Source organism: Curvibacter gracilis ATCC BAA-807 (assembly GCF_000518645.1).
Lineage (GTDB): Bacteria > Pseudomonadota > Gammaproteobacteria > Burkholderiales > Burkholderiaceae_C > Curvibacter > Curvibacter gracilis.
On sequence record NZ_JADZ01000015.1, the window covers coordinates 1 to 12,466 of the forward strand.

Sequence of the window (12,466 nt, forward strand, 5' to 3'; positions counted from 1 at the left end):
CCCACCCTCCCGTCGGGCACGGCGAGCAGCGCAGACTTGGGCGGAAAAAGGGCTCGCGTCTGTTTGAGCGCAGCGAGTTTAGCGAGACCCCGCCCAAGTTGAGCAGCGCAGCGGACCCTGCGCAGCAGGGCGTGCACGTCGGGTCGCCTTTCTTTGCTTACTTTCTTTGGCGAGACAAAGAAAGTGAGGCGCCCGCCGGGGCGCAATCCCGGCCTCCGACTTCAATCAAAGAGCAGAACCACCAGAGCGCAGCGGCAACACAGAACCCACAACCAGTGGCCAAGGCACCAGCCCCAGGTTGCCCACCACCCATGCGCCCTGACCGCCAAGTCAGCCCTCCACCTCCACCACCTTCTGGTCAATAGCCCCAAACAAACTCACCCCATTGCGCCCCTTCATCTCGATGCGAATGGTGTCCCCGTACTTCATGAACCCGGTGCTCGGCTTGCCGTTCTGGATCGTCTCGATGCAGCGCTTCTCGGCAATGCAGCTGTAGCCCTTGGGCCACTCGGTGCGGCCCTGGGCGTCGGTCACGCCCTGGTTGCTCACCGTGCCGCTGCCCACGATGGTGCCGGCGCGCACATTGCGGGTCTTGCAGATGTGGGCGATCAACTGGCCGAAGTGGAAGGTCATCTCGGGTCCTGCCTCGCACTGGCCCACCTTGCGGCCGTTCCAGGTCGACTCCAGCGTCAGGTGCACACGGCCCTGGTCCCAGGCCTCGCCCAGTTCGTCGAGCGTGATCGCCACCGGGCTGAAGGCCGTGGCCGGCTTGCTCTGGAAGAAGCCGAAGCCCTTGGCCAGCTCGGCCGGGATCAGGTTGCGCAGCGACACGTCATTGGCCAGCATCACCAGGCGGATGCCGTCCAGCGCGCGGTCGGCCGGCGTGCCCATGGGCACGTCGCCGGTCACCACGGCGATCTCGGCCTCGAAATCGATGCCGAAGTCTTCGCTGGGCACCACCACATCGTCGCAGGGGCCGATGAAGTCATCGCTGCCGCCCTGGTACATCAAAGGGTCGGTGTAGAAGGTGGCGGGCACCTCGGCGTTGCGCGCCTTGCGCACCAGCTCGACATGGTTGAGGTAGGCCGAGCCGTCGGCCCACTGGTAGGCGCGCGGCAGCGGGGCCATGCACTGCGCCGGGTCGAAGGGAAAGGCGTGGCGGGTCTTGCCCTGGTTGAGCTGCTCGTACAGGTCCTGCAACTGCGGGGCCAGGAAGTTCCAGTCGTCCAGCACCTGCTGCAAGCGCGTGGCGATGCCGGTCGCATAATGCGCGGTGCTCAGGTCACGCGACACGACGACCAGTTGGCCATCACGCGATCCGTCTTTGTAGGTGGCGAGTTTCATGGTGCGCGGGTCTCCGGCGTAGGGGGTTGGCGGGGGGCTGAAGGCCTTTTTGCGAGCACCCACCGCGCCGGCACAGGGCGCGTGGTTCAATCGGTTCAAGCCAAGGAAAGCAGCGGATTCTAGTGCGCACGGAACAGGAACAGGCCGGCCTTCAAGCCCATGCACGGCAGCGGCCCGAACGCAGCGGCCCCTCACGCCGGGCCCTGGTCGGCCTCACCGTGCTGGTGCTGGCCGTGCACGCTGCGCTGCTGTGGCAGGGCCGCAGCCTGCTGCCGGCGGGCGAAGGCCCGGGCACACGGGTGGCCGCCCTGCCCCTGCCCGTGTTCAGCACCCGGCGCGTGGAGGTGTCGGCCCCGGTGGCGGCCGTAGGGGCCGTGGCCCGACCGCCCCGGGTGATTCGGCGCCCTCCGCGCAGCATCCCGGCGCCCCAGGCCCCGAGCCCGGCCCCCGGCGACACCCCGCCCGACCCGAGCGCCACCGTGCCCGAATCCCCCAGCGACGCGCCGGCCTTGAGCGCCAGCCCCGCCGCCACGGATCCGCCCCAGCCGCAGCCGGTGATCGGGCCGACGTCGGCCCCGGTGGCCAAGGCACCCGAGGTCAGCCCGGCGGCCGCCGAACACCGCACCCTGAGCGTCAAGGTGCCCCCACCCATCCGCCTGAGCTATGCGGTCAAGGCCGAGGTCAAGCACCTGAACTACCAGGCCAACGGTGAGATGAGCTGGACCCACGACGGCAGCCAGTACGAGGCCCAGGCCTCGGTCAAGATGTTTCTGATCGGTGGGCGCAGCCAGACCAGCCGCGGCCGCATCACCGCCGCCGGCCTGGCCCCAACCCGCTTTGGCGACAAGGTGCGCAATGAACAGGCGGCCCACTTCGACGCCGAGCAGGGCAAGGTCACCTTCAGCGCCAACACCCCCGATGCGGTGCTGCTGCCCGGCATGCAGGACCGCCTGAGCGTGTTCATGCAACTGGCCTCGCTGGTGGCGGCCGAGCCGACCCAGTTCGGCCCCGGCACGCGCATCACCGTGCCCACGGTGGGCCCGCGCGACGCCGAAACCTGGGTGTTTGTGGTGGATGGCCCCGAAGAACTGGCCCTGGCGCAAGGCCCCTTGCCCACCCTCAAGATCACGCGCGCGCCGCGCACCGAGTTCGACACCCGGGTTGAGCTGTGGCTGGCCCCCGGCATCCACTACCTGCCGGCGCGCATCCGCATCACGCAGTCTCAGGGCGATTTCGTGGACCAGCAGCTGACCGGCGTGCTCACGCCCTGACAGCGACCGGCCCAGGCCGGGTGTTGCTGAAAACCTGCAGTGCGCATGGATTTGCACAGATCTTGAAACTGGCACGGTCATTGCCATCTACCATGGGACTCAGAAGGAATCCATCTCATGCAAATGCTCTATGACTCCGACTCCTTTGTGGTGGTGCACCTGGTGCCCGACCTCGACCTGACGCCGGGCAGCACCGAGGCACAGGAGCCCGCCGTGCCCCAATTGGCGCGGCATGGTTTCGAGATCGTGGACAAACGCTCAGGCAAAGAGGTGTACCTCGACGGCTCCTGGGCCGAGATGTTCCAGCAGATCATCCTGGGCTGGCAGCTCAACGCCCCCACCGAAGAAGAGGTGGAAAGCACGCTGGAGCGCTACTCGGGCCTGGCCCAGAACCCGGTGCTGGTGCACTGAGCACGTCAACCACCCGCTGACCGGGCTCAGGCCTGGCCAGGTTTCAAGCGCCGGTACAGGGCCCGGTACAGCGGCTCGACCAGCAACAGCACGGCCACCAGGCGGCACACCTGGAAGGCGGTGACCACCGGCACGCCCAGTTGCAGCACCTTGGCCGTGATCGACATCTCGGCAATGCCCCCAGGCGAGGTGCCCAGCACCATGGTGGCCGGGTGCAGGCCGGCAGCCCATCCCAGCGCACAGGCAAAGCCGGCGCACAGCAACACCATGGCGAAGGTGCCGAACACCACCGAGGCCATCCAGCGCGGCGCCGTGTGGATGAAGCCCGGCGTGAAGCGCACCCCCAGACTCACCCCGATCACCAGCTGCGCCGCATTCGACATCCACTGCGGCACCGCCGACAAGGTGTGCCCCGTCATGGTGATGGCCGCAGACACCACCAGCGAGCCCAGAAACCAGGGGTTGGCGCGCCCCAGCCGGTGCATGACCAGCGCGCCCACACCGGTGGCCGCCCCCAGCAAGGCCAAACCAGCCCCATCAACGACCCGGGTGGTCGCAGGCATCTGATCCAGGCCATGCAGGCCACTGAAGGTGAAGGCAAACGGAATCAACACCGTGACGATCACCAGGCGCAGCGAATGGCTGGCGGCCACCAGCTCGGTGCGGGCCTGGGCGCGTTCGGCCAGCAAGGTCATCTCGGAAGCGCCCCCGATGGCCCCGGCAAAGAAGGTGGTGGCGCGCAAGGCGGGTTCGTCCAGCCCGCTCAGCAAGGCGCGGTTGCGCAGGCAAAGCCATTGGCCAAAGGCCCAACCCAGGCCCAGCGCCCAGGCAATGCCCAGCACAATCGCCCACCACAGACCCAGCACCAGCGAAGTGACCTCGGGCGTGAAATACAGGCCCAGCGCGGCGGCAATCGTCCACTGCCCCAGGTTGCGCAGCGGCGCCAGGCTCAGCGCCGGCGCCCCCAGCATGCTGGCCGCGGCCACCGACAGCAGGGGCCCCAGCATCCAGGGAAGGGGAACGTGCAGGGCCACAAAGGCCTGGGCAGTGAGCCAGGCCAGCAGCAGGGTCAGCGCGGCGCGCATGACGTCATGGAGGCGGGTGGGCATACAGGCAGGCGAGCAGAACAGAGAGCAAACCCGGCCGGGCCAGAAGGCCATGCCTGTGGCATGCCGGAGTCGGGATAGTATGCGCGCATGCGTGTTTTCCCCTGTCTTGAACGCCCTCGCATCCGGGCATGGCTGGCTTGCTGCTTTGCCATGGCCGCCCTGCTGGGCTGTGCCAGCAGCTCGTCCGACCTGCCGGCGCGCCAACTCTCCAGCCTGCTGCCGGCCGACGTGCTGCTGCTGGGCGAGCAGCACGATGCCCCGGCCCACCACCAATGGGAGCGCCAGGTGGTCGAAATCCTCGCGGTGCAGAACCGACTGTCTGCGCTGCTGCTCGAGATGGTCGATCAGGGCCACGACACCCGCGGCCTGCCCCGCAACGCCAAGGAGGCCCAGGTCAAGCAGGCGCTGCAATGGAACGACGCGGGCTGGCCCTGGGCCGACTACGCGCCAGCCATCATGGCCGCCGTGGAGGCCGGGGTGCCGGTGCTGGGCGCCAACCTGCCCCGCGAGCGCCAGCGGCCCGCCATGAAAGACCTGAGCCTGGACCTGCGCCTGCTGCAGCCGGCGCTGGAGCGCCAGCGCGCCGCCATCCGCGACAGCCACTGCGGCCTGCTGGACGAGGCCCAGGTCGCCCCCATGACCCGCATCCAGATCGCGCGTGACCTGGCCATGGCCCAGGCCGTGATGAAGGCCCCGCGTCCGCCGGGCCGCACCGTGCTGCTGCTGGCCGGGGCGGGCCATGTGCTGCGCCCGGTGGGCATTCCGGCGCACCTGCCCGAGTCGCTGAACACCCGCGTGCTGGTGGCCGCGGTGGAGGGCAGTGAAGTCGCAGCGAACTTGCGCAGCCCGGGCGGGTCCGCAGAGACCGATCTGCTGTGGGTCAGCCCGCGCCAGCCCGAGCGTGACCACTGCAGTGAACTGCGCCAACGCATGCAACTGAACTGAACTCTTGACTGCGCTTTTAACGGAGCCTGGACCAAGGCTGAACTGAGCCTGCGCCTCAACCCCCGTCCGGTGGCGCAGCGGTCGGCGGTGCATCGACCGCGTCGACCACGGGCCCAGGCGCCTGCCCATCCTCATACCTCACCACGCTCGCCGGCCTGGGCGGGCCGCGCCAAGCTTGAAGGCGGTAGGTCCACTGCCGCTGCGGCCAGGGCTTGTCGGCCAAGGCCTGGACCAGGGCCGGCTGACCGCTGGGCACGTCGTGCTGGCCCCGGGCCTGGCCCAGGGGCACCCGCGGAAACAAGGACACCTGATCCGACCCCAGGGGCTGGCGCACCGCCAGGGGAGCATGCCCACGAAGATGGGCGGCCAACACCGCCGCCAGGCTGGGTTGATCGGCCCAGGCCAGGTGGGCCGAGGAGGGGCAGCACGGATTGCAATCGATCAGCCAGGCCCGGTCAGTGCCGGGCTCCAGCCTGAAATCCAGGCTGTGCAAACCCGTCAGTTGCAGGTGGGCGCACAACTGGCGGGCCGCCGCCTCCATGCCCGGGTGGCCGATGCGACGCACCACCGTGGCAGGGCCCGCGGGGCCCAGGGTCTCCACCGCCGCCAGCGACAGCCAGGCCAGCACCTGCCCTTGCTCGCAGAGAATCAGGGTGCTGGCGGGCTGCCCTTCGACAAAGCGCTGCACCAGCACCCGGGTCCGCCCAGGGTGGCGCCGGCTCCACCAGGCCAGGGGATCGCGCTCGACCACCAGGCGGCGCAGCAGGGCCGCCCCGGACAGGGGGCGGCTGAAGGACGGCCAGACACGTTCGGCCTCGGACAGGTCGTCCACCACACAGTCGCCTGCGCCATCGAAGCTCAGGTCCCGCTTGAGCACGCTGCGGCCATGACCTTCGCGGAACCAGAACAGCAGGTCCTGGGCGGAGTCGAGCTGGCGGTGTTCGGGCACGTCCAGCCCCAGAGACTGGGCCGTCGTCAGCAAGCGGTGCCGCTGCAGCAGCGTGGTGTGGCTGGACGCCGGGCCGATGGACTGCTCGATCAGGCTGCGCAGCACCGGCACCTGCTCGTGCAGCGCGATCAACTGGGCCACCACCGCATCGTCGCAGGGCAGGACCCGCCGGTAGCCATGCCCCGATCCCAGCACGGCACGCAGGCTGCCCAGAGCGTCGAACATCGCGAAATGCCAGCATCGGCCCAGGCCCGGCACCTGCTGCACAGGGTGGCCAACGGGGCACAGCACGTCGACGCGGCACCCCTGCTGCACCAGGGCCAGCGCCAGGCGGGCCGCCGTGGACGAACCCGTGCTGGTGACCAACAGAAGAGCTGGTTTTTTCAAGGCGCAGGGGCTTCCTGGCGAGAACTGCCGCTGCCGGCCACTCCGCCGTGTCGATCAATGAACATGTCTATCAAGTGATGAAAATGGCCGTTCAGCATCCCAGGCCCACCCCGGCCGTCGAGCGCTCACTCTTTGAGGCGGGGCAGGATCTCCTGGCGGATCACATCGGCCGTGAGCGGCCCGTGGAACTGGAACACGATGCGCCCCTGAGGGTTCACCACCCAGGTCTGCGGCGGTTTGCCACTGCCCAGCCGGCGCTGCAGTTCGCCATCGGCATCGACCAGGGAGGTCCAGTAGGGGTTGCCGAAGTAGGCCAGGTAGTTGATGGCGTCCTGGGTCTTGTCGCCTCCATTGAGGCCGATCAGTTGCTCGGCACGCCCGTCGGCACGCAAGGTGGCGGCCAGGGCCAGCATGTTGGGGGCCTCTTCACGGCAGGACAGGCACCACGATGCCCAAAGATGCACCACGCGCGCCTGGCCGCGCCACTGCGCCGGGCCCATGCGGGCCGCATCGGCCAGCTGTGGCAGCGCCAGTTCGGGCCAGGCGGGGGCCTGATTGGCCGCCTCCTGCGCTTGCCAGGATCTGCGCAACTGGTAGCCACCGGCCACCAGAAGCAGCAGCACCAGCAGACCCAGGCCCCAGCGCACCCGGTGCGCCATCAAAGAACTTTCTGAACTATTGGCCATGTTTTCTCCTTTGCAGCGCTGTTCCACGCCCAGCCAGGCCCCGGAGACCCGGGCCCTGGCGGGCGCGCAGCGCACTGGCTGATCGTTGTTGGATTCAGAGGTCACAACCCGACGCGCAGTGCCCTCCCAGGCAGGCTGGCCGCGGGGCACCTCGGCGCCCCACAAACCCGCTCACTGTCACGCCCGGCAGAGTGCTGCGACAATCCGGGGGTTATGACCAAAGCCTATATTCTCACCCTGTCCTGCCCCGACCGAACGGGGATTGTTCACGCCGTGTCCGGTTTCCTGCTCGAGCGTGGCGGCAACATCGAGGAAGCGGCGCAGTACAACGACCCGGCCACCGGTCTGTTCTTCATGCGCGTTCAGTTCGCCTGCGACACGTTGAACCACGAGGAACTCAAGGCCCAGCTGACCCCGTTTGCCGACGGCTTCGCCATGAAATGGAGCCTGCACGCCACCTCCGAGCCGGTGCGCACCGTGCTGCTGGTGAGCAAGGAGGGCCACTGCCTGAACGACCTGCTGTTCCGCTGGAAGTCGGGCCTGCTGCCGCTGGACATCCGCGCCATCATCAGCAACCACCGCGAGTTCTACCAGCTGGCCGCCAGCTACAACGTGCCCTTCCACCACATCCCGGTGACGGCGGCCACCAAGGCCCAGGCCGAGGCACGTCAGTTCGAGATCATCGAGGCCGAAGGCGCCGAACTGGTGGTTCTGGCGCGTTACATGCAGATCCTGAGCGACGACCTGTGCCGCAAGCTCGCCGGCCGGGCGATCAACATCCACCACAGCTTCCTGCCCAGCTTCAAAGGCGCCAAGCCTTACTACCAGGCGCACGACCGCGGCGTGAAGCTGATCGGCGCCACCGCCCACTACGTGACGGCCGACCTCGACGAAGGCCCCATCATCGAGCAGGACGTGGCCCGCGTGGACCACAGCCGGACGGTGGAAGACCTGACCGCACTCGGCCGCGACACCGAAAGCCAGGTGCTGGCGCGGGCCGTGAAGTGGCACAGCGAACACCGCGTCTTGCTGAACGGTCACAAGACCGTGATCTTCAAGTAAACCACCCGACCGCCTCACCGCGCTGCTGACACGCGACCCGCCAGGCCCAGGAACGACATGGACGAAGACAACCGCAACAACAACGGCAGCAACAAGGCCCAGCGGATCCCGCCCATCCAGTGCCTGCTCACGTTCGAGGCCCTGGCGCGCCTGCGCAGCGTGACCCAGGCGGCCGAAGAGCTGTGCGTGACCCCGAGCGCCGTGAGCCACCGGGTGCGCCAGCTCGAACAGATCATCGGTACCAAGTTGTTCGGGCGGGCCGACTTCTCGCTGACCACCGAAGGCAGCGAGTACCTGGCCCATGTGCGCGAAGGGTTGGACGCGTTGCAGAAGTTTCCGGGGGCCCCGGGTGTCAGCGGCAAGCGCAAGCTCAAGCTGGCCGTGACGCCCACGTTCGCACGCTCCATCCTGATCCCGCGCCTGAAGCAGTTCACCGAGGCCTACCCCGAGATCGACCTGGCCCTGCATGTGTCGATCCCGCTGCTGGACGTGATCGCCGAGGACGCCGATCTGATCGTGCGCTTCGGGCCGGGGCGCTATGCCGACCTGGAGCACATCAAGCTGGCGGGTGACGACGTGACCCCCCTGGCCTCACCCGCCTTCGTGCGCGAGCATGGCCCCTTCGACCGCCCCGAAGATCTCGAGGGCGTGCCCTTGCTGCGCAGCCCGCTGGAGCCCTGGCGCACCTGGTTCGCGGCCCACAACCTGGACTGGCCCGAACCGGCCGAAGGCTCCCAATTCAACGATGTGGGCCTGATGTGCGACGCCGCCTCGGCCGGCATGGGCGTGGCCCTGGTGCGGCTCAAGCTGGGCCGCCCCTGGCTGGAGGCGGGCTCCCTGGTGCGGCTGTACGACCGCAACGTGACCAGCCCGCACGCGCACTACCTGTGCTGGCGCACCGGATCGATGGACCGCTGGGAGTGCGCGGCCTTTGCGGAGTGGTTGCGCAAAGCAATTCTGTGAATTGTTAGCCCCCACGGTCGTGCACTTCGTGTCACTCCCTGCCCCCCGAGGGGGCCGCAGCCCGCCTTCGGGCGGCCGGGCGGCGGGCTGGACTGTGCGCCCCCACGCTCCCTCACTTCGTGTGGTCGCTGCCCCCCGGGGGGGCCGCAGGCCGCCTTGGGGCGGCCCGGCGCCGGCCTGACTCCTTCGTTGTAGGCTTGCTGGAGCCCCAAGGGGGCCTGTCGGCCCCCTCACTTCGTGTCACGCACGGCCCCCAGACGGGCCGCAGCCTACCTTCGGGCGGCCGGGCGCCGGCCTGGACTGTGAGCCCCCGCGCTCCCTCACTTCGTGTGGTCGCTGCCCCCCAAGGGGGCCACAGGCCGCCTTGGGGCGGCCCGGCGCCGGCCTGACCTCTTCGTTGAAGGCTGACTGAATTCAGAAGAGGGCCTGACGGCCCCCTCACTTTGTGTCGCTCCTACTCGCGGCCGCGGGGCACTGAGGCTCTTCGCTTCGCGGGCTGGCTGACCAGCGGCGATGGGCGGGCAGGGGGGCTTGCGGCTGATTGACGGGGAGCACGCAGACTGCAACAAAAAACACCTTGTGAATCGGTCATGCCTTGGTTGGGGACAAGGCTTACCGACTTCTCACACGGCTGATCATTTATTACTTTTCTCAGTTCTGTACGCGACACGAAGGGCTGGGGGGGCTGTTGGAAATTGGGTGGCTGGCGTGGCCTGAGGAGGGCTGACGCCGTTCATCGACTTTCTCATGAGGTACCCCATGAAAGCATTTCCCTGGATCGCGTCCTACCCCGAAGGGGCTCGCTGGGACATGGCCTTGTCACCGCGGCGCATTGATCAACTGCTGAGCGATGCGGCACGCCGATGGCCCGGCCAGACGGCGCTGGACTTCCAGGGGCGGCGCATGAGCTACCAGGAGCTGGACCGTCGTGTGGACGAGCTGGCGGCCGGCCTGCAGTACCTGGGCGTGGGGCCCGGTGTGCATGTGGGGCTGTACCTGCCCAACACCCCGCACTATGTGGTGAGCTTCTTTGCCGTGCTGCGTGCGGGCGGCACCGTGGTCAATTACTCGCCGCTGGATGCGCGCAACACCATTGCCCACAAGATCGAAGACAGCGAGACCGATCTGCTGTTCACGCTCGATCTGCCGGCCTTGTACGGGCAGGTGCATGACCTGTCGGGCCAGACCCGCCTGCGCCACCTGCTGGTGGGCTCGCTGGACGATTTTGGCGCCGATGAGGCCGCCGCCAACGCCCACTTGCGCCACGACGCGCCCTATGTGCCCACGGCAGGGCCCCACATCTTGCGCTACGCCGCCTTGTTCCGCCAGGGGGCCCGGCCGGTGCGCTCGGCCGGGGCCGGCGGTCTCGATGAGATCGCAGTGCTGCAATACACCGGGGGCACCACCGGCCACCCCAAGGGGGCGATGCTGAGCCACGCCAACCTGAGCGCGGCCACCGACCAGGCGGCCGAAGTCTGCTCGCTGGGCGGCGAACAGCTCAAGCCGGGCCAGGAACGGATGCTGGTGGCCCTGCCCCTGTTCCATGTGTACGCCATGGTGATCAACCTGCTGATGGGCGTGAAACTGGGGGCCGAACTGGTGCTGGTGCTGAAGTTCGACCCCGGCCAGATCCTGCACGACATCGCCACCAAGCGCATCAGTTGCTTTCCGGGCGTGCCCACCATGTTCACAGCCTTGGTCAACCACCCCGATGCCGCCCGCTACGACCTGCATTCGCTCAAGACCTGCGCCTCGGGGGGAGCTCCTTTGCCGGTCGAACTGCTGCACCAGTTCGAAGCCCTGAGCCACTGCATGCTGTCCGAGGGCTGGGGCATGACCGAAACCAGCTCGATCGGCACCTTCACCCCCACCACCGGGCTGCGCAAGCCCGGTGCCTGCGGCATCCCCTCGCCCCAGGTCGAGATCCGCATCCTGCGGCTGGGCGGCCAAGATGAACCCGTGCCCGTGGGCGAGATCGGCGAGATCGTGATCGCCGGCCCCCAGGTGATGCAGGGCTACTGGAAGAACCCCCAGGCCACACGCGACAGCTTCACCGCCGACGGATTCTTCCGCACCGGTGACGTGGGCCGCCTGGACGCCGATGGCTTTCTGACCCTGGTCGACCGCAGCAAGGACATGCTGCTGTGCAGCGGCTTCAACGTCTACCCGCGGGTGATCGAAGAGGCCATCTACACCCACCCCCTGGTGCGCGAAGTGATGGTGATCGGCCAGGACGACCCCTACCGTGGCCAGTCGCCCAAGGCCTACATCAGCCTGCGCAAGGCCGGCGACACCTTGACGCTCGAAGAACTGCAGGTCTATCTGCGCGACCACCTGGGCAAGCACGAGATGGTGCAGGCCCTCGAGCTGCGCACCGAGCTGCCCAAGACCGCCGTGGGCAAGCTTTCCAAGCAGATGCTGCGCGAAGAGCTGGCCAAGCGCCCATGAGCCGCCAGCCCATGACTCGCCGCCTACCCATCTCATTTCCAACGCCTCTCATAGGATTTCCATTGCCCAACATCTTTTCCTGGCGAGCCTCGCTCTCGCCCTGGTCACCCCAACCTGTTGATGGCCCGCCACCGGCCTGGCTGGCCATGATCGAAGGGCGCGCCTTCATCGAAGCCAGCACCATCCCGCTGGCCCTGCCCTGGCTGCTGCAGCGCGTGCCACGTGGTGACGGCCACGCCGTGCTGGTGATGCCGGGCCTGATGGCCTCCGACGCCTCCACCCGCCCGCTGCGGCAGTTTCTGAAACGCCTGGGCTACCAGGCGCGCGGTTGGGGCCAGGGTCGCAACCTGGGCCCACGCCCCGGCGTGCAGGAGGGCCTGAGCGAGCGCCTGCAGCAGATGCACCGAGACAGCGGCGGCAAGGTCAGCCTGATCGGCTGGAGCCTGGGTGGCCTGTTCGCCCGCGAGCTGGCCCGCCAGGAGCCCGAACTGACGCGCCAGGTGATGAGCCTGGGCAGCCCGCTGTATGGCACACCCGGCGCCGACTCCAACCCCCTGGTGTGGCAGATCTACAAGCAGTTCAACGAAACCCGCCCGGAACACATCAAGGCCTTCCGCGGCGACTGCGCCCCGCCCGTGCCCACCACCTCGATCTACTCGCGCGGCGACAGCGTGGTGGCCTGGGCCGCCTCGGTCGAGCACGACAGCGACGCCACCGACAACATCGAGATCAACAGCGCCAGCCACCTGGGCCTGGGCTTCAACCCCCTGGTCTGGTACGCGGTGGGCGACCGCCTGGCGCAACCTGAAGGCAACTGGCAGAAGTTCGACCCGCCGCCCCCCGAACGCTGGCTGTTTCCACGCCGGCTGCCCTCCCGCTGAAGCCGGTCGC

At 68.3% G+C, this 12,466-nt stretch carries 11 protein-coding genes; 7 read left to right on the top strand and 4 right to left on the bottom strand.

The window, feature by feature from the left end; translation table 11 throughout:
* Positions 1-330 precede the first annotated feature (330 nt).
* Entirely contained in the window at positions 331-1,344 is a 1,014-nt protein-coding gene (locus L880_RS0113055) for a fumarylacetoacetate hydrolase family protein (RefSeq protein ID WP_027476059.1), read from the bottom strand.
* A gap of 122 nt (positions 1,345-1,466) precedes the next feature.
* Here L880_RS0113055 and L880_RS32365 point away from each other — a divergent pair, with 122 nt between their 5' ends.
* Complete coding sequence (locus L880_RS32365; protein ID WP_051443287.1) at positions 1,467-2,615, top strand: DUF3108 domain-containing protein; 1,149 nt, start codon at positions 1,467-1,469, stop codon at positions 2,613-2,615.
* A 117-nt stretch (positions 2,616-2,732) separates the two neighbouring features.
* Positions 2,733-3,026 (top strand): BTH_I0359 family protein, encoded by a 294-nt coding sequence (locus L880_RS0113065; RefSeq protein WP_027476060.1) that lies wholly within the window; start codon positions 2,733-2,735, stop codon positions 3,024-3,026.
* A 26-nt stretch (positions 3,027-3,052) separates the two neighbouring features.
* Here the strand turns inward: L880_RS0113065 and L880_RS0113070 are convergent, their stop codons facing one another.
* Positions 3,053-4,135 (bottom strand): AbrB family transcriptional regulator, encoded by a 1,083-nt coding sequence (locus L880_RS0113070; protein WP_027476061.1) that lies wholly within the window; start codon positions 4,133-4,135, stop codon positions 3,053-3,055.
* Between the two features lie 150 nt (positions 4,136-4,285).
* Between L880_RS0113070 and L880_RS0113075 the strand changes: the two genes are divergently transcribed.
* Positions 4,286-5,080 (top strand): ChaN family lipoprotein, encoded by a 795-nt coding sequence (locus tag L880_RS0113075; RefSeq protein ID WP_027476062.1) that lies wholly within the window; start codon positions 4,286-4,288, stop codon positions 5,078-5,080.
* A 55-nt stretch (positions 5,081-5,135) separates the two neighbouring features.
* On the opposite strand, the gene L880_RS0113080 is transcribed toward L880_RS0113075, so the two are convergent.
* On the bottom strand, positions 5,136-6,416 hold the full coding sequence (locus L880_RS0113080; protein WP_157462852.1) for an ATP-grasp domain-containing protein: 1,281 nt from the start codon (positions 6,414-6,416) through the stop codon (positions 5,136-5,138).
* Between the two features lie 125 nt (positions 6,417-6,541).
* A complete protein-coding gene (locus tag L880_RS0113085; RefSeq protein WP_157462854.1) occupies positions 6,542-7,102 on the bottom strand; it encodes a redoxin domain-containing protein in 561 nt (186 codons plus the stop codon).
* Positions 7,103-7,315: 213 nt separating this feature from the next.
* On the opposite strand from L880_RS0113085, the gene purU reads away from it, so the two are divergent.
* From purU to L880_RS0113105, 4 genes are all read left to right on the top strand, one after another.
* Positions 7,316-8,164, top strand: a complete 849-nt coding sequence (gene purU / locus L880_RS0113090) for a formyltetrahydrofolate deformylase (RefSeq protein ID WP_027476065.1) — start codon at positions 7,316-7,318, stop codon at positions 8,162-8,164.
* A gap of 57 nt (positions 8,165-8,221) precedes the next feature.
* The gene (locus L880_RS0113095; RefSeq protein WP_027476066.1) at positions 8,222-9,127 is read left to right on the top strand and encodes a LysR substrate-binding domain-containing protein; all 906 of its coding nucleotides are present in this window, start codon (positions 8,222-8,224) and stop codon (positions 9,125-9,127) included.
* A gap of 759 nt (positions 9,128-9,886) precedes the next feature.
* Entirely contained in the window at positions 9,887-11,575 is a 1,689-nt protein-coding gene (locus L880_RS0113100; RefSeq protein ID WP_027476067.1) for a long-chain-fatty-acid--CoA ligase, read from the top strand.
* 62 nt (positions 11,576-11,637) lie between these two features.
* Positions 11,638-12,456, top strand: coding sequence for an esterase/lipase family protein (locus tag L880_RS0113105; RefSeq protein WP_027476068.1), 819 nt, complete (start codon positions 11,638-11,640; stop codon positions 12,454-12,456).
* The last annotated feature ends 10 nt before the right edge of the window (positions 12,457-12,466 follow it).